Origin of the sequence: Pseudomonas sp. NPDC089534 (genome assembly GCF_044749305.1) — a bacterium.
Lineage (GTDB): Bacteria > Pseudomonadota > Gammaproteobacteria > Pseudomonadales > Pseudomonadaceae > Aquipseudomonas > Aquipseudomonas ekonensis.
In genome coordinates this window covers 33,483-49,503 of the sequence record NZ_JBIVHR010000020.1, presented here as the reverse complement: position 1 = coordinate 49,503, position 16,021 = coordinate 33,483, and the positions used below count along the sequence as shown (strand labels likewise).

General features: G+C 66.7%; 16 protein-coding genes. 10 read left to right on the top strand and 6 right to left on the bottom strand.

Annotated features, from left to right (window positions below; genetic code table 11):
* The first annotated feature begins 242 nt into the window (after positions 1 to 242).
* From ACIP0B_RS08830 to ACIP0B_RS08810, 5 genes are all read left to right on the top strand, one after another.
* Positions 243 to 431 (top strand): DUF1843 domain-containing protein, encoded by a 189-nt coding sequence (locus ACIP0B_RS08830; RefSeq protein WP_217891693.1) that lies wholly within the window; start codon positions 243 to 245, stop codon positions 429 to 431.
* 34 nt (positions 432 to 465) lie between these two features.
* On the top strand, positions 466 to 1,098 hold the full coding sequence (locus ACIP0B_RS08825) for a DUF1842 domain-containing protein (protein WP_400831260.1): 633 nt from the start codon (positions 466 to 468) through the stop codon (positions 1,096 to 1,098).
* 40 nt (positions 1,099 to 1,138) lie between these two features.
* On the top strand, positions 1,139 to 1,720 hold the full coding sequence (locus ACIP0B_RS08820) for a DUF1842 domain-containing protein (RefSeq protein WP_400831259.1): 582 nt from the start codon (positions 1,139 to 1,141) through the stop codon (positions 1,718 to 1,720).
* A 92-nt stretch (positions 1,721 to 1,812) separates the two neighbouring features.
* A complete protein-coding gene (locus ACIP0B_RS08815; RefSeq protein WP_400831258.1) occupies positions 1,813 to 3,276 on the top strand; it encodes a GDL motif peptide-associated radical SAM/SPASM maturase in 1,464 nt (487 codons plus the stop codon).
* Between the two features lie 185 nt (positions 3,277 to 3,461).
* A complete protein-coding gene (locus ACIP0B_RS08810) occupies positions 3,462 to 4,391 on the top strand; it encodes an AraC family transcriptional regulator (RefSeq protein WP_400831256.1) in 930 nt (309 codons plus the stop codon).
* Between the two features lie 840 nt (positions 4,392 to 5,231).
* Here ACIP0B_RS08810 and ACIP0B_RS08805 read toward each other — a convergent pair.
* The 4 genes from ACIP0B_RS08805 to ACIP0B_RS08790 form a co-directional block, all read right to left on the bottom strand.
* Complete coding sequence (locus ACIP0B_RS08805; protein WP_400831255.1) at positions 5,232 to 7,142, bottom strand: tyrosine-protein phosphatase; 1,911 nt, start codon at positions 7,140 to 7,142, stop codon at positions 5,232 to 5,234.
* 129 nt (positions 7,143 to 7,271) lie between these two features.
* A complete protein-coding gene (locus ACIP0B_RS08800) occupies positions 7,272 to 7,661 on the bottom strand; it encodes a DUF1801 domain-containing protein (protein ID WP_400831253.1) in 390 nt (129 codons plus the stop codon).
* A gap of 143 nt (positions 7,662 to 7,804) precedes the next feature.
* Positions 7,805 to 8,146, bottom strand: a complete 342-nt coding sequence (locus ACIP0B_RS08795) for a hypothetical protein (protein WP_400831252.1) — start codon at positions 8,144 to 8,146, stop codon at positions 7,805 to 7,807.
* A gap of 89 nt (positions 8,147 to 8,235) precedes the next feature.
* The gene (locus ACIP0B_RS08790; protein ID WP_400831250.1) at positions 8,236 to 8,880 is read right to left on the bottom strand and encodes an ATPase; all 645 of its coding nucleotides are present in this window, start codon (positions 8,878 to 8,880) and stop codon (positions 8,236 to 8,238) included.
* 168 nt (positions 8,881 to 9,048) lie between these two features.
* Here ACIP0B_RS08790 and ACIP0B_RS08785 point away from each other — a divergent pair, with 168 nt between their 5' ends.
* On the top strand, positions 9,049 to 9,288 hold the full coding sequence (locus ACIP0B_RS08785) for a hypothetical protein (protein ID WP_400831248.1): 240 nt from the start codon (positions 9,049 to 9,051) through the stop codon (positions 9,286 to 9,288).
* On the opposite strand, the gene mug is transcribed toward ACIP0B_RS08785, so the two are convergent.
* Both mug and ACIP0B_RS08775 read right to left on the bottom strand, forming a co-directional pair.
* Complete coding sequence (mug, locus tag ACIP0B_RS08780; protein ID WP_400831247.1) at positions 9,276 to 9,788, bottom strand: G/U mismatch-specific DNA glycosylase; 513 nt, start codon at positions 9,786 to 9,788, stop codon at positions 9,276 to 9,278. The two genes, ACIP0B_RS08785 and mug, sit on opposite strands and share 13 nt — an antisense overlap.
* Before the next feature lie 8 nt (positions 9,789 to 9,796).
* Positions 9,797 to 10,420, bottom strand: a complete 624-nt coding sequence (locus tag ACIP0B_RS08775; RefSeq protein WP_400831245.1) for a TetR/AcrR family transcriptional regulator — start codon at positions 10,418 to 10,420, stop codon at positions 9,797 to 9,799.
* A gap of 255 nt (positions 10,421 to 10,675) precedes the next feature.
* On the opposite strand from ACIP0B_RS08775, the gene ACIP0B_RS08770 reads away from it, so the two are divergent.
* The 4 genes from ACIP0B_RS08770 to ACIP0B_RS08755 are packed head-to-tail and all read left to right on the top strand — an operon-like array spanning position 10,676 to position 15,734.
* Positions 10,676 to 11,812, top strand: a complete 1,137-nt coding sequence (locus tag ACIP0B_RS08770) for an HlyD family secretion protein (RefSeq protein WP_400831244.1) — start codon at positions 10,676 to 10,678, stop codon at positions 11,810 to 11,812.
* Complete coding sequence (locus tag ACIP0B_RS08765) at positions 11,812 to 13,290, top strand: DHA2 family efflux MFS transporter permease subunit (protein ID WP_400831242.1); 1,479 nt, start codon at positions 11,812 to 11,814, stop codon at positions 13,288 to 13,290. Before ACIP0B_RS08770 ends, ACIP0B_RS08765 begins: the two co-directional genes overlap by 1 nt.
* A gap of 19 nt (positions 13,291 to 13,309) precedes the next feature.
* Positions 13,310 to 14,755, top strand: a complete 1,446-nt coding sequence (locus ACIP0B_RS08760; RefSeq protein WP_400831241.1) for an efflux transporter outer membrane subunit — start codon at positions 13,310 to 13,312, stop codon at positions 14,753 to 14,755.
* A gap of 22 nt (positions 14,756 to 14,777) precedes the next feature.
* On the top strand, positions 14,778 to 15,734 hold the full coding sequence (locus ACIP0B_RS08755; RefSeq protein ID WP_400831240.1) for an aldo/keto reductase: 957 nt from the start codon (positions 14,778 to 14,780) through the stop codon (positions 15,732 to 15,734).
* Positions 15,735 to 16,021: the final 287 nt, after the last annotated feature.

Below are 16,021 nucleotides of genomic sequence, written 5' to 3'. Positions count from 1 at the left end.
CCCTCGCGACCGCCCAGCAGGCCAGCCCCGACGGCTTCGGCTGACGCCGCCTGCCCCAGAGGCGGTGGCCGTGCGCTGACCCTGTCGCCCCCTCCCCTTTGACCGGATCCGGACGGATCAGGCCACCCCGACCAGGAATGCCCATCGCGGTCTTTCTTGCGGCGGCGTGCGGCCTGATGCCCAGGAAAAGCCCCCTTCCCAGAGAAGGGAACGTTGTGCAAACCCACAAGGAAACCTTCGGCATGAGCGACTCGAAGTCTCACATCATTCCCCCTTACGGGGTCGCCATCCAGAGCGCGATCACGGACGGCAACCTGCAGAAAATGAAGAGTTTGTTGAAGCAGCGCGATTCAACGAAGCCTGAAGCGAAAGAGCTGAAAACCGCGTACGAAAACCTGGCCCGGGAAGTGTCCCGTCTGGAAAGACCCTAAGGCCATCACCCGCATTGCAATGGAGGCAATCACCATGTCTGGTTCTGTTTCGCAACAAAACGTCGGCCTGTTCCCGGTGTGCTACCGGATCGGCACGGGCCAGCCCGGCGCGCAAAGCCTGGCGCTCAACCTGCTGGTCTCCACGCCGCAGCAGGAAGTCACCGGCACCGCCGCCGTCACCCAGGCGACCAACCCACCGCTCGACGTGCACTCCGATGTCTGGGGCGAGTACACCTACCTGACCGTCATGAAGCCTGGGATCAGCAAAATCCTCATCACCGCCCAGGGCAACCACGGCGGACCGGGCTCCAACTCCATCGTCAATTTCAGGGTGCACCTGGTGGTCGGCACCGACTGGAAAGAAGGCGTCGCCAACTACCAATACCTCAACGGCACCCAATGGGTTGAGGTCAACAACGTGCCGGCGCACCTGCAACCGGTGCAGTCCCATGTGCTGCCGCCGTTCGAGCCGGGCCCTGTGATCGAGCCGTACCGCCCGATCATGCCGCTGTACGCCGCGCCGATCCAAAGCGCCATCGCCGCCGGCGACCTGGCCCAGATGAAAAACCTCGCCAAGCTCGGCAAGCAGCAACTGGAGCAACTGCCGCAGCTGCGCATCGCGCTGGAATCCGCCAAGAAAGAACTCAGCCAACTGCTGAGCCGCTGATCGGCCACCGGAACCGTCATTCACTTTAGGGAGCAGCATCATGTCGATCGGACTTTTCCATACCCGCCTCATCGTCAGAAACGATTTGCTGGGCGCACCGGTCCTGACCGTGGACCTTGTCGTCAACACCGTCTCCAAGAAAGTCGGCGGCGTGGCCAGCGTCTTTCAGAGCACCTGGCCGCCGGTCAATTTCCACGCCCGGGTCTGGGGCACCTACAGCCAGCTCAAGCTGGCGCCTTCGGCCGAGCACCACATCGTCCTCAACCTCGACGGCAGCCCCAGCGGCCCGCTCAGCCAGATCGCCCAGACCTTCCACCTCAAGGGCCTGTTGGGCGACGACTGGGCCAGCGGCTTTGCCGACTACCGCTACGAGTACGAGGGCCAGTGGAATGCGGTGAAGCATGTCGCGGTGCACCAGGCCGCCCCTGTCGAGGCCAAGCCGGTGCCGCATCCGCACATCCCCCTGTACGCCGTGGCCGTGCAACAGGCCCAGGCCGGCGGCGACGTGGCGCAACTCAAGACCGTGGTGCAGCAGGGTGAACAGCAAGTGGCCCACGAGGCCTCGCTGCGCAGTGCCCTGGAGCAACTGAACGCGGAGATCGCCCGACTGGAAGCGCGCTGACCCGTCGGTTCCCGGCGGGGCCCCGACGGCCTCGCCGGGTTTCTGTCGCCCTCCCTCCGTGTCGCGCACGCGACCGTGCGCAAGGACCTGCCATGACAGACACCCGCCCTGCCCGCTACCTGAGCGAGTCCGACCTCAAACGCTACGTGCCGGTCCATGTGGTCTGGGAAATCACCCTGGCCTGCGACCTCAAGTGCCTGCATTGCGGCTCCCGCGCCGGCCACCGGCGCACCGGCGAGCTGAGCACCCGCGAATGCCTGGACGTGATCGACGCCCTGGCCGCCCTCGGCACCCGCGAGATCACCCTGATCGGCGGCGAAGCCTACCTGCGCAAGGACTGGACGCAACTGATCCAGGCCATCCGCGACCACGGCATGTACTGCGCCATCCAGACCGGCGGCCGCAACCTGACGCCGGCCAAGATGCAGGCGGCGGTGGACGCCGGCCTCAACGGCGTCGGCGTGTCCCTCGACGGCCTCGCCCCGCTGCACGACGCGGTGCGCAACGTGCCCGGCTCGTTCGACAAGGCCGTGGACACCCTGCGCCGGGCGAAAGCGTCGGGGCTGGCGGTGAGCGTCAACACCCAGATCGGCGCCGCCACCCTGCCCGACCTGCCGGAACTGATGGACACCATCATCGGCCTGGGCGCCACCCACTGGCAGATCCAGCTGACCGTGGCCATGGGCAACGCGGTCGATCATCCGGAGCTGCTGCTCCAACCCTATCAACTGCTGGAGGTGATGCCGCTGCTCGCCCGCCTCTACCGCGAAGGCCTGGACCGGGGCCTGTTGATGAACGTCGGCAACAACATCGGCTATTACGGCCCTTACGAACATCTGTGGCGCGGCTTCGGCGACGAACGCGTGCACTGGAGCGGCTGCGCCGCCGGCCAGACCGTGCTGGCGCTGGAGGCCGACGGCACGGTCAAGGGCTGCCCGTCCCTGGCGACGGTGGGCTTTTCCGGGGGCAACGTGCGCAACATGAGCCTGCACGACATCTGGCACTACAGCGAGGGCATCCACTTCGGCCGCCTGCGCTCGGTCGACGACCTGTGGGGCCACTGCCGCACCTGCTACTACAACGACGTCTGCCGGGGCGGCTGCACCTGGACGTCGCACTCGCTGCTGGGCAAGCCCGGCAACAACCCCTACTGCCACTACCGCACCCTGGAGCTGCAGAAGCGCGGGCTGCGCGAACGCATCGTCAAACTGCAGGACGCCGCGCCGCAGTCCTTCGCCGTCGGGCGCTTCGACCTGATCACCGAACGCATCGACACCGGCGAGCGGGTCAGCAGCGTCAGCGACAGCGGCCAGGTGGTCAAACTGGCCTGGCTCAACCAGGGGCAGAAATCCCCGGAAGAAGGCCGCATCCCCGAGCAACTGGCGCTGTGCCGGCACTGCCTGCAATACATCCACGCCCACGAGACGCAATGCCCGCACTGCGACGCCGACGTGGCCGCCGCCGAAGCGCAGCACCAGGCCGACCGGGCCCGCCAGCAGGCCATCGTCAACACCTTGTCCGGGTTGCTGGGGATTGCGCCGGGGACGTTGAGCTGACGATCGCCCGGCGCCGTCGCGGCAGGCATCGGGCCCGTCGCGACGGCGCCGCCGTTCACGGGGCTGTCATGCTGGGCTGCTAGCGTGTGTGCGCTTTTGCGATCCACGCATCCTTCCCCGGCCAAGGCGACCCCCAGGTGTTCTCAAGCACGACGCGACAGCACATCATCCTGCGATCCAGCGACATGACCTGCGACGAGTTCGGCGCGGTCTTCTCCCGAATGTTCGGCAACCGCTATGCCGACACCCCGCCGCCGCCCAAGGACATCATCATCGGCGGCGTCTATGGCCGCCACGACGGCGTGAGCTTCCGGCGCATGCATTACCGGGGCGATTTTTCGGTGGCGTTTCCCGAGCCGTTCGATGAGATCACCTTCGTCCTGCCCACGGCGGGCAAGATCCTGTTCAGCCACCGCACCGAGTCGGTCGGCGTCACCCACACCGGGCTGGCCATCGACAAGGCGGAGCTGCGCTCGATGCGCTTCATCGACAACCATGCCCAGCACGGCCTGTCGGTCAGCCGGGCGGCGCTGACCGAACGGCTGTCGACGCTGCTGGGGCGGCCGATCCTGCACAAGCTGCACTTCGAGCCGGTGGTGGCGCTGGACAGTCCGGCCTTTCAGGGCATCCGGGCGCTGATCGAACTGGCCACGGGCGCCGAGTTCGACCTGCTGCTCAACGCCGGCTCGCTGATGCCCTCGCGCCTGCGGGACATGCTGGTGGACGCGGTGCTGGAGGCCTGGCCCCACAACTTCTCCCAGGCCTTGCGCCGGCCTGAGCCGTCGATTGCGCCTCGGCCGGTGAAGCTGGCCATCGACTACCTTCGGGCGCATCCCGGCGAAACGGTCAGCGGCGCGGAACTGGCGCGGTTGAGCAACGTCAGCCTGCGTGCCTTGCAGGACGGGTTTCGACGGTTCACGGGGATGTCCATCGTCGCCTATCAGCGCCGGGTACGGCTTGAGCATGCGCACGACATCCTGGCCCGGAACGGCGCACCGTCGGTGACCGACGTCGCGCTGCGGTTGGGATTCAGCAATGTGGGCCGGTTCAGCCAGTACTTTCAGCAGGCCTATGGCGTGAGCCCGGCACAGCTGCGCAAAGGCTTGCGCCTGTAGGAGACGGGTTGCTGGCGATGGCGGCGGAGCAGGCAACAGAGATGTCGGCAGTGCCGGCCTCATCGCTTGCAGGCAAGCTCCCACAGGTTTTTTGTGGTGTGCCTAGATCCTGCAAACACCTGAGATACCTGTGGGACCTATGGTGCACATGAATGTTGCAAACACCCTGGATCCTTTGTGGGAGCCAGCCTGCTGGCGATGGCGGTGAGTCAGGCACCGGAGATGTCGGCTGTGATGGCCTCATCGCTGGCAAGCCAGCTCCCACAGGGCTCTATGGTGCACATGAATTTTGCAAACACCTTGGATCCTTTGTGGGAGCCAGCCTGCTGGCGATAGCGGTGAGTCAGGCACCGGAGATGTCGGCTGTGATGGCCTCATCGCTGGCAAGCCAGCTCCCACAGGGCTCTATGGTGCACATGGATTTTGCAAACACCCTGGATCCTTTGTGGGAGCCAGCCTGCTGGCGATAGCGGTGAGTCAGGCACCGGAGATGTCGGCTGTGATGGCCTCATCGCTGGCAAGCCAGCTCCCACAGGGCTCTATGGTGCACATGGATTTTGCAAACACCCTGGACCCATTGTGGGAGCCAGCCTGCTGGCGATAGCGGTGAGTCAGGCAACAGAGATGTCGGCTGGTCCGGCTTCATCGCTGGCAAGCCAGCTCCCACAGGTTTTTGTGGTGTGCCTAGATCCTGCAAACACCTGAGATACCTGTGGGAGCCAGCCTGCTGGCGATGGCGGTGGGTCAGCAGTGCTGGCCTCATCGCTTGCAGGCAAGCTCCTACAGGTTTTGTTGTGCACCTGGATCCTGCAAACACCCGGGATACCTATGGCACAGGCTTCAGAAGAGGTAACTGGCCTTGAGGCCGCCGCCGAAGCCGTGGCTGTCACCGCCGCCGCTGGCGCCGAGTTCGGCGCCCAGGCTCAGTGCGCCGAGGCTGGCGGTGAGGTTCACGCCGCCGGTGAACGGGTCGCGGTTGTCGTAGGCGGCGCGCTGTTCGATGTCCAGGCCCAGCAGGTGCCCTTGGCTGTCGACCGAACGGTCGCCCAGCACATGCTCGTACCCCACCTGCACGCCCGGCACCAGTCGCCACTCGCCCATCCGCACCGGCGCGAACGCCATGTCGAGATTGGCCACGGCGCTGCGGCGGGTCTCCTGGATGCCGTCCACGTCGAGGGCCAGTTCGCTGCCCTTCTCCTTGAAGCCCGACAGATCCAGATGGCTGACCCGCACGCCAAGGCTCGGCTCAAGGCTCATGCCGCCCAACGGCAGGCGATGCCCGAGCGCCAGCGTCGCGCCCGACAGGTTGCCATGGCTGTCGCCCTTGGCCGTGCCCAAACCGCCGCCCAGGTCGCGCTTGCTGTCGTAATCGAGCCAGCCGGCATTGGCGCTTGCATCGACGAACAGCCCCCGCTCCAACCCGTCCGGCGCAAAGCGTGCGCCCACCGAGAAAAACGTCAGGTCGGTGTCCGCCTCGCCTCCGGCCCCGCCGACGCTGCCCTTGCTGTAGCCGAAACCGGCATGGCCGCTGAGCTGTTCGGTGAAGCGCCGGGTCACCCCGACCATCGTGCCTTGGCTATGTTCGTTGCTGCTGGCGGCATGGGAGGAACCGTCGGTGCCCAGATACCCCGCCAGCGCCGTCGTCCAAAGCCGATACTGGCCAACCTTCAGATCCGTCCCGCTGGCATAGGGCGCGGCCGTCCGGTCGATCATCGCCCCCTGGCGCAACAGGTAACTGGCCGCATCGGCATGCACCTGCCCGCCGACGGTGGACTCGACCCCGCCCAGGCTGCCCGCGTCGATGGCCGATTGCAGGTAGTAGTTGTAGGCGCTGTAGGTGCCCGACAGCGCCGTGCCCTGCAACTGCCGCAGGAACTGCGCCCCGGCGGCGGCGTTGCCGGCCAACCCCGCCTCGCCCGGCAGGCTGTTGTACTCGACCATTTTGCCGCGCAGCACGTAGATCGTTTCCTGCGACAGCCCGAGCCCTTGCTTGAGGTAGTTGTCCATGCTGCCGTACTGGGCCGTCACCTGGTCCAGCCCCGCTTGCAGGTAACTGGCCTCGACGCCGAGCAGCGGCGCATAGATCGCCGCCATGCCCGCCGGCATCATCGCCAGGGTCTTCGCCACGCGGGCGGCGGTGTAGCCGTTGGTCGCCAGGTAATTGCTCATGATCGTGGCGCTGTCGACCCCGGCGATGCTCTGCAGCACGGCCGCGGTCCAACCGGTGCGGTCCTTGCCGGCGGTGCAATGGAACAGCGCGGCGCCGTCGGCGCTGGCCAACTCGTTGAACAAGCGGCTGAACTGGCTGCGCATGCCGGCGTCGCTGACGAACGCACGGTTGGTCTGCTGCATCATCGCGACGGCCTCGGCGGCGCTGTGGAACGACACCGTGGTGATGTTCGCGCCCGAGGTGGCGCTGCCGATGATGTCGATGTTGCTGTAACGGGCGCCGCTGATGAGGGTGTCCGGCGTGGCGGCGATTTCGCTGGGGGTGCGCAGGTCGTAGATGGCCGTGATGCCCAGGCCGTTGAGGGTCGCCAGATCCGCCCCCACCGGAGTCAGCGCGTTGGAGCGGTAGAACACCCCGGCCCGCATCGTGCCGTCGTGGGCCGTGGAGTAGGCGTCGGTGGTGCCGGCGATGTCGCGGAAGTTGTCGATGCCTTGCAGGCGAGGCGTATCGAGGGCAGCGGCCTGGGCCGCGGCGATGGACACGCTCAAAACGGACAGCGAACACAGAAGACGTCGGAACACAGTGCAGCCTCATGAAAATCCGGTTGGGCTGGCCACTATCGGAAATCCATGGGTGCTCTATGTGACAAACCACCGCCCGCCGAAAATCCCTGCGCGATCTGTCCGGATCCTGCGCGATCCGTCCGTTCTTCAGGCCTTTTTCTTCGAACCGTTCAGGGCCGCGGCGGACAGGATCAACGCCTTGAACGCCGCCTCGTCCAGGCGCTCGCCCTCATGCACATCGATGGCCCGCCGGGTGTTGCCCTCCAGGCTGGCGTTGAACAGCCCGGCGGGATCGTCCAGCGCGGCGCCCTTGGCGAAGGTCAGTTTCACGGCGGTCTTGTAGGTTTCCCCGGTGCAGAGGATGCCGCCGCAGGACCACACCGGCACGCCCCGCCACTTCCACTCCTCCACCACCTCGGGCACGGCCTGATGGATGAGCGCGCGGACATGCGCCAGCGTTTCGCCGCGCCAGTCGGCCAGTTCGGCGATCCGTCGGTCGATGAGCGCGGAGGCTGATTCGGTGGGTTCCGTGTTCATGGCTGACCTCTCCGGTTGACGTCCGGGAACTGTAGACGCCGGCCCGGCCGCGCGCGCAAAAAAAAGCCCCGCAGAGCGGGGCAAGGGAATTTGGTTGGTTGCGGCCAACCAAAGGAGCGTTCAGAGCAAGCGGGTATTGCGGGTCAGAGGCAGTCCTGGGCGGCGCGCTCGAAACTCGACGGCATGAAGTTGGAGGCCAGCAGGTGGCGCTCGTAGACGAACACCTTGCCGCCGCTGCCGGACTTGTAGGCCTCCAGCACGTTGTCGGCGGCGACCTTGCTCGGCACCACGATGCGGTAGCTGCGCTGGGTCTGCGACACGCTCGGGTTCAGCGCACGGCCCTGCAGTTTCGGCACGACGCAATCGGCGTACTCGGCGGGCGTCTTGCGGGTCTGCAAGGTCAGGCTCGGGTCGTTCGGTGCGCTGGCGCAGCCGGCGAGCGTCGCGGCGGCCAAGGCGAAAGCGGGAAAGAAGAAAGCACGCATGAATCACATCCTGAAAATAACGGTTCGGTTCATCGGCAACGTCTGGCGTCACGGGCGCCGTCGTTGCCGTTATGTTTTTCGGGGCCGGTTCAGCCGGCGGCCACCAGGGCCTTGAGCGAGTCGTCGAACTGCTTCAAGGCGTTCAGTTGCAGGTCGCGCTGCCGGGCGATCTGCGCGGCGATTTCCGGCGCGGCCTTGTTGTGCACCCACACCGACGGCATCTGTTTCTCCACGGCGCCTTCGGCCTTGCCGATGTATTGCAGGTCGGCGTCGTAGAACCGTGCGGCGAAACGCGCCTCGACCTGGCTGTTGCGTTGGGTCAGCAGACGGTTGTGGGTGTCGAGCATCACCACCACGTCGGGGTGGGCCTGCACCAGCGCATCGAGGCTGTCGTAGACCGTCACCGAGAGAAACTGCTGTTGCAGCGAGCTCATCAGCCAGTCGATGGCCAGCTCCGGGTCGGAGCTGCTGACGAAGGCGTCGCGGATCCGCGCATCCAGCGCACCTTTGGCGCCGTTCACCGCCACATCGTGGTAGCGCTCAAGGTATTGCAGGTTCTCCAGGGTGTTTTCGCTGTACAGCACGCCGACGGTCTGGGAGTGCTGCAAACCTGCCGAACTGGCGGCGACGGGCAGAAAATGGCACGACCGGGCGTCGTCTGCGTTGGCCGGTGCGGTCGCGGCCACCCCGCCCATCATCAGGGCGACCATAGCCAGTCGGGTCAGAGTCTTCATCGCGCAAATTCCTTGAGCTGCGTTTCGATGGAGGCGATTTTCCGCCCATCGGCCGCAAAGCAGAACTTGCGTTTCTTGATGGTCACTATTACTTGAAGCAATAGTTGCCCGCCGTGCAGACTGGCAGCCGTGCGACCACAATCAGAACAACCCGTGAGGAACCCCCGAGTGCGAACCTTTGACCTGATCCGCGACACCGTCCTGCCCGAATTCCGCGACCGCGTGGCCGACTACCTGGTGGAGTACGAGACCGCCCTGGGCGAGGCGACCGAGCCCGAGCGCGTCAAGGCGGTGGCCAATCAGCTGCGCGGCTACCTGCGCGGGCTGAACACCACGCGGGTGCTGGGCATGGCGGACTGGGAAGAGCTGGATCGGCGGGTGGTGAACACCTGGCTTCAGGACCGCTGAGCCACCGCCTCGCGCAGCGAGCGATAAGCCGCCACCAGCTGATCCTGTGAAAACGCCCGGTTGCGTCCGCTGGGATTGGGCAGGATCCACACCGCCGCGTCGCCGAACGCCTGCGCCTGAAGCCCCCACGCCACCGACTTCTGGCCAGTCAGCCCGGCATAGGCCGCCTTGCCCAAGAACGCCACGACGCGCGGCGCATACCGCAGGATCTTGCCTTCGAACGCCGCAGCCGCCGCGCTGAACTCATGGGCGGCCAGCTGATCCGCCCTCGCCGTCGGCCGCTCCACCACCGCCGTCAACCCGCAGCCGTGCAACAGGATCGAGCGGTCCTGCTCCGGGCGCAGCTCGTCGGGCGTAAACCCGGCCAGGTGCAGGGTGCGCCAGAAGCGGTTGCCCCGCCCCGCAAAATGGTGCCCTTGGGCCGCAGCCAGCAATCCGGGATTGATCCCGCAGAACACCACGGACAGCCCCGGCGCCAGAATGTCCTCAAGCCCGTCCATGGCCACCCTCACCCACAGATCACCCGCACGGCGCCTTGGGCCTGTTCGGTCAATTCCTGACGGGATTTGCCGGCCCGCGCCCGGATCGAAATGCTGTGCAGCAGCGACGACGCGAGCAGGGCCAACGCCGCCGCATCCACACCGGCCTCCAGCTCGCCGGACTCGACGGCCCGGCGCAGGCGCTGCTCCAGGTCCGCATCCAACTGGCTGAGGCGCCGCGACAGCACCTCGCGGATCTCCGGATCCTCCACCGCCTCGGTGGTCGCCGTGCCGATGGCGAAGCAGCCTCGCGGCGCGCCGTCGCCGGAAAAGTAGATCGACAACTGCCCTTCGTAGAACCGCGTCAGCGCCTGCTCCAGGGTCAGGCTGGCGTCGTTCAGCGCCTCCTGCATGGCGGCGTGCGCCGTGTCCCAATACTGATCGAGCGCCTTGATGTACAGCGCGTGCTTGTCGCCGAACGCAGCGTACAGGCTCGGGCGGTTCATGCCGGCGGCGCTGGCGATGCTGTCCAGCGAAGCGGCGGAATAGCCGGTGTTCCAGAACACGCCCAGGGCCTGTTGCAGCGCCGTTTGCGGATCGTAGGCACGCGGGCGGCCGCGGCCCTTTCCTGCTGTCGGTTTATTTTGTGCCATCTCGTATAAATTCCTTGCGGGAAAAATTTCTCGCTCATATTCTTACACCATCGCACAAAAACAAGGAACCAGAAATTCCTTGGTTGGCAGGGTTTGTTGTAACAGCGCTCGGACCGGGTGCAGCGACGACGAAACAGCGGTGGAGCGATCCTCCCGCCGCCCATGGACTTGATGACTCACAGCAACCAATCACGTCAGGGCCGCGGGCGAATGCGCACCGGTCGGCCCGATGTCCCGGACAAGGGTGTATCGATCATGACAACGCAACTCGACCTCAAAACCGCACCGGCCCACGAACATCCGGGCCCGCACCTGAACGACGCGCCGCCGAGAAAGCCCATCAAGCAAAAGCTGCGACCGTGGCTGATGGCCGGCCTGCCCGCCCTCTTCGCGGTGGTCGGCTACAGCCACTACCGGGCTGGCGAACCGTTCGTTTCCACCGACAACGCCTACGCCCGCGTGGCCAAGGCCTCGATCAATGCGCGGGTGTCCGGGCAGGTCATCGAGATCGCCGTCAACGACAACCAGTCCGTGCGCAAGGGCCAGGTGCTGTTTCGCATCGACCCCAAACCCTTGCAGATCGCCGTCGACCGGGCCGAAGCCCAGCTGAGCAACGCCCGCCTGCGCATCGACGGCCTCAAGGCCAGCTACCGCGAGCAGCAGGCGCAACTGCAATCGGCCAAGGAGTCGGCGGACTTCGACCAAAAGGAATTCGCCCGCAAGAAGGCGCTGATCGCTACCGAGTTCGTCTCGCGGGCCTTGTACGAACGCGCCGAGACCGACCTTAAGGTGTCGCGCCAGCGCATCGCGTCCATCGAGCAACAGATCGCCAGCACGGTCATCACCCTCAACGGCAACCCGGACATCGCCCCCGACAGCCACCCGACCGTGCGCGAAGCCCGTGCCCAGCTCGACGAAGCGCAGCTGTACCTGTCCTACGCGACGGTCACCGCGCCCGAGGACGGCATCGTCGCCAAGGTCGACGACTTGCAGGTCGGCAACTACGTCAACAACGGCGCGGCGGCGTTCGCGCTGATCTCCGACCGCGAAGTCTGGGTCGAGGCCAACTTCCGCGAGACGCAACTGACCCACATGCGGCCCGGCCAACGCGCCACCATCACCCTCGATACCTACCCGGACCGCGCGTTCCAGGCCCACGTCATCAGCATGAGCCCCGGCGCCGGCGCCGATTTCGCCCTGCTGCCGCCGGAGAATGCCACCGGCAACTGGGTGAAGGTGGTGCAGCGGATTCCGGTGCGCCTGGAACTGGACGCCGCCGACCCGGCCCTGCCGCTGTTCTCCGGCACCAGCGCCACGGTCACCGTCGACACCGGGCACCGCACGCCGTGGTGGTATCCGTTCAAATCGCTGCTCGGCGCAGGTGACGCGTGATGAACGCCGCCACCGCGTCCACGACGGCCGATGCGCGGGCGCTGCGGTTCGTCGCCCTGCTCACGACCTACCTGCAATCGGCCAACCTGCCGTTGCCCAACGCCGCGCTGCGTTTGATTCAGGGCAGCGTATCGATGACCGACGATCAGGCCGGCTGGATCTTCACCGCTTACCTGGCCGCCAGCGCCATCACCACGCCGGTGGCGCAGTGGCTGGCCGGGCGCTTCGGGCTCAAGCGCGTCTACCAAACGGCGCTGGTCGCGTTCGCCCTCGGCCTGTGGCTCGCCACCCTGGCCGAAACGCCGCTGGCGTTCATCACCGCGCGCATCCTGCAAGGCCTCGCCGCCGGGGTGCTGGCGCCGTTGTCGATGGGCATCGCCCTGGAGACGCTGCCCGCCGAACGCCGCCCCGCCTTCGGGCCGAAATGGACGGCGCTGGTGCTGCTCGGCATCGTCAGCGGGCCGAGCCTCGGCGGCCTGATCTGCGAGCATTTCGACTGGCGGCCGATGTTCTACCTCAGCCTGCCGCTGGTGGCGTACAGCTTCCTGGCCGTTACCCTGTTGCTGGCGGAGAAGAAAGCCGAACAGCGCCCCTCGTTCGACTTCTTCGGCTACGGCGCCTTCACCCTCGGCATGATCGGCCTGCAGATGTTCCTGGACCGCGGCGAACGGCTGGACTGGTTCGACTCGCCGGAAATCTGGACCGAAGCGCTGGCCTGCGCCCTCGGGTTCTACCTGTTCGCCGTGCACGTGCTGACCGCCAAGGCGCATTTCTTCAACAAGGCCCTGTTCGCCGACCGCAACTTCCTGCTGTCGACGGCGATCTTCTTCGCCTTCGGCTTCGTGCTGCTGTCGACCATGGCCCTGACCTCGCCGATGCTCGACGAGATCCTCGGCTACCCGCCGGACACCACGGGCCTGTTGACCGTGCCGCGCGGCATCGGCCTGGTCGGCGCGTTCCTGCTGGCGATCCGTGCGCCGGCGTGGATCGACGCCCGCTGGCTGATCGCCGCAGGCATTGCCCTGGTGGCCTACGCCAATTGGCTGATGCTCGGCTATTCGCCGCTGATGGACTGGACGCCCGTGGCGGTGAACGGGTTCATCCAGGGCGTCGGCCTGGGGATCCTGATGCCGGCCCTGAGCAAGGTCGCCTTCAGCACCCTCGAACCGAAGCTGCGCCCCGAGGCCACCGGCCTGTTCAACCTGATTCGCGTCTACGGCAGCACCCTGGGCGTGGCGGTGGTGCAGATCTTTTTCTTCAAAAACACCCAGGCGGTGCATTCGGCGCTGGTCAGCCAACTGACGCCTTACCGCACGGCGCTGCCGACCTCGCTGCCGGCGCTCGAAGGCCTCAATCACCTGGCCACCCACCAGGCGGCGTTCATCGCCGTGATGGGCCAATTCAAGATCCTGCTGGTGGCGATGCTGGTGGTGAGCCCGCTGGTGCTGTTCCTGCGCAAAACCGTTTCGGCCAACTGATTTTCGTGGAGTCTGGACAATGAACACTTCTGCACGCTTCACCCCGTCTGCGATCCCGACCGCCTTCAGCGCATTGGCCCTGCTGGTGTCGCTGTCGGCCTGCACCGTCGGGCCCGACTTCCAGCGGCCCGCCGCCACCGCCTCGCAGCATTACGACCCCCAGGCCGAGCAGCGCTTCGACATGGGCAAGCGCCTCGACGGCGACTGGTGGACGGCGCTGCGCTCGCCCAAGCTCGATCAAGTGATGCGCCGCGCCATCGACGGCAACCTCGAACTGGCGGCCGCCGACGCCACCCTGCGCCAGGCCGCCTCGTCGGTGGCCGCCGCCGAGGGCGCGCTGTACCCGCAGGTGGACTTCGCCGCCACCGCCGGACGCCAGCGCACCCACAACGGCCCGCAGCCCAGCGTGTCGAACTTCTATGCCATCGGTCCGCGGGTCGCGTTCGACCTGGACGTGTTCGGCGGCAACAAGCGTCGGGTCGAGGAGCAGCAAGCCGCGACCGACCTGCAAAGGCACCGCTACGAAGCCGCGTACCTCACCCTGACCGGCGACGTCGCCAGCCAGGCCTTGCTGCTGGCCTCGGCCAACGCGCAGATCGGCGCGGTGCAAACCCTGCTGGCCAACGACACGAAGAACCTCGACCTGGTGCGCAAGGCGCAGCAGAGCGGCGTCAGCACCCAGATCGACGTGTCGCTGGCCGAGACCCGCCTGGCCCAGGACCGCACCCTGCTGCCGCCCCTGGCCCAGCAACGGGACGCGGCGCGGCATGCGCTGTCGGTGCTGGCCGGCAAAGGCCCGGCGGACTGGATCGCGCCGGACTTCACCCTCGACGAGTTCGCCCTGCCGTCGAACATCCCGGTCAGCCTGCCGTCGGAAACGGCCCGCACCCGCCCCGACATCCTGCAAGCCGAATCCGAGCTGCACATCGCCAGCGCGGCGGTGGGCGTGGCGACGGCCAACTTGTACCCGCACGTCGAACTGTCGGCCTCGCTGGCCCAGGCCGCGTCGGGCAACGGCGGCGCCGCGCTGTGGGGCTTCGCCGCCGGGCTGACCGCGCCGATCTTCAACGGCGGCACCCTGGAAGCGGAGCGTCAAGCCGCCGTCGAGGGCTACAACGCCGCGCTCGCCCGCTACCAGCAGACGGTGATCCAGTCCTTCGGCCAAGTGGCGGACACCCTGCAATCGATCAACCACAGCGCCGAGCAGGATCAGGCCCAAAGCGACGCCCTGCGCGCCGCCGACACCAGCCTGCGCCTCAACCGGCAGGCCTACGCCCAGGGCGAAAACAGCCTGCTGCAAGTGCTGGAGGCCGAGCGTGCCTATCAGCAGGCGCTGCTGGGGCAGATCCAGGTGAAGACCTCGCGCTACCTCGACGCCGTGCGCCTGTACGTGGCCCTCGGCGGCAACGCCGTCGGCGCCCACGACCAACGCCTCGCCAGCCGCCCGGCCCCGACCACCCTTTAACGCCCGCACCCGGAGAACCGCCATGACCTACGAAGCCTTCCACGACACCCTGCGCGACACCCGCCTGCCGCTCAACAACGGCGCAGGCTCGATGCCCGCCGTGGGGTTCGGCACGCTGTTCCGCGACCTGAGCACCACCACCGACGCGGTCAAATGCGCGCTGGAAACCGGCTTTCGCCACTTCGACTGCGCCGAGCGCTACCGCAACGAAACACAGATCGGCGAAGCCTTCCGGCGGACCTTCGCCGCCGGCACCGTGCGCCGCGAAGACGTGTTCATCACCACCAAGCTGTGGAACACCAACCACCGCCCCGAGCGGGTCAAACCGGCCTTCGAGGCCAGTTGCCAGCGGCTGGGGATCGATTACGTCGACTGCTACCTGATCCACACGCCGTTCGCCTTCAAGGCCGGCGACGACCAGGACCCGCGCGATGTGTTCGGCCACGTTATCTACGATGGCGAGGTGCGCCTGATCGACACCTGGCGGGCGCTGGAAAGCCTGGTGGATGAAGGCCGCTGCAAGTCCATCGGGCTGTCGGACATCACCCTGGAGGCGCTCAAGGAGATCGTCGCCGCCGCCCGGATCAAACCCGCCGTGGTGCAGATCGAATCCCACCCGTACCTGCCGGAGTGGGAGATGCTGGAATTCTGCAAGGCCCACGGCATCATCCTGCTGGCCTTCGCCCCGCTGGGCCACGGCATGACGCCCAACGTGCTGGACGACGCGGTCCTCACCGGCATCGCCCGCCGCGTCGGCAAAACCCCGGCCCAAGTGGCGCTGGCCTGGGCGGTGCAGCGCGGCACCGCGTTCCTCACCACATCGGCGACGCCGGGGCACATCCAGGAAAACATCGACATCGACACCTTGCCGATGCGGGCGATGCAAGAGATCAAGGACGACATCACCACCCGGATCCGCTTCAACTCGGTGGTCGAGACCGGCGTGCCGGGCTTCATCCCGCAAACCCACAAGCGCTGACCGGCAGCTGTGGCTTACCCTGTGGGGCTTGCCTCTGTGAATTACCCTGTGGCGAGGGAGCTTGCTCCCGCTGGGGCGCGCAGCGGCCCCCAAAAAGAAGGCCTGCTGCGCAGTCCAGCGGGAGCAAGCTCCCTCACCACAAAAAGCTTCCGCGTCGCCCCTATAATACCCGCACCCCAGACAACCCCGATGGACGTCCCTATGGTTTGCCCTGGCTTACCTATGGGGCTTGCCTCTGTGAATTACCCTGTGGCGAGGGAGCTTGCTCCCGCTGGGGCGCGCAGCGC

Excerpts from the sequence above, each read along its gene's own strand:
- ACIP0B_RS08830 (WP_217891693.1), top strand. The coding sequence starts at position 243 with ATGAGCGACTCGAAGTCTCACATCATTCCCCCTTACGGGGTCGCCATC.
- ACIP0B_RS08825 (WP_400831260.1), top strand. The coding sequence starts at position 466 with ATGTCTGGTTCTGTTTCGCAACAAAACGTCGGCCTGTTCCCGGTGTGC.
- ACIP0B_RS08820 (WP_400831259.1), top strand. The coding sequence starts at position 1,139 with ATGTCGATCGGACTTTTCCATACCCGCCTCATCGTCAGAAACGATTTG.
- ACIP0B_RS08815 (WP_400831258.1), top strand. The coding sequence starts at position 1,813 with ATGACAGACACCCGCCCTGCCCGCTACCTGAGCGAGTCCGACCTCAAA.
- ACIP0B_RS08810 (WP_400831256.1), top strand. The coding sequence starts at position 3,462 with ATGACCTGCGACGAGTTCGGCGCGGTCTTCTCCCGAATGTTCGGCAAC.
- ACIP0B_RS08800 (WP_400831253.1), bottom strand. The coding sequence starts at position 7,661 with ATGAACACGGAACCCACCGAATCAGCCTCCGCGCTCATCGACCGACGG.
- ACIP0B_RS08795 (WP_400831252.1), bottom strand. The coding sequence starts at position 8,146 with ATGCGTGCTTTCTTCTTTCCCGCTTTCGCCTTGGCCGCCGCGACGCTC.
- ACIP0B_RS08790 (WP_400831250.1), bottom strand. The coding sequence starts at position 8,880 with ATGAAGACTCTGACCCGACTGGCTATGGTCGCCCTGATGATGGGCGGG.
- mug (WP_400831247.1), bottom strand. The coding sequence starts at position 9,788 with ATGGACGGGCTTGAGGACATTCTGGCGCCGGGGCTGTCCGTGGTGTTC.
- ACIP0B_RS08775 (WP_400831245.1), bottom strand. The coding sequence starts at position 10,420 with ATGGCACAAAATAAACCGACAGCAGGAAAGGGCCGCGGCCGCCCGCGT.
- ACIP0B_RS08770 (WP_400831244.1), top strand. The coding sequence starts at position 10,676 with ATGACAACGCAACTCGACCTCAAAACCGCACCGGCCCACGAACATCCG.
- ACIP0B_RS08765 (WP_400831242.1), top strand. The coding sequence starts at position 11,812 with ATGAACGCCGCCACCGCGTCCACGACGGCCGATGCGCGGGCGCTGCGG.
- ACIP0B_RS08760 (WP_400831241.1), top strand. The coding sequence starts at position 13,310 with ATGAACACTTCTGCACGCTTCACCCCGTCTGCGATCCCGACCGCCTTC.
- ACIP0B_RS08755 (WP_400831240.1), top strand. The coding sequence starts at position 14,778 with ATGACCTACGAAGCCTTCCACGACACCCTGCGCGACACCCGCCTGCCG.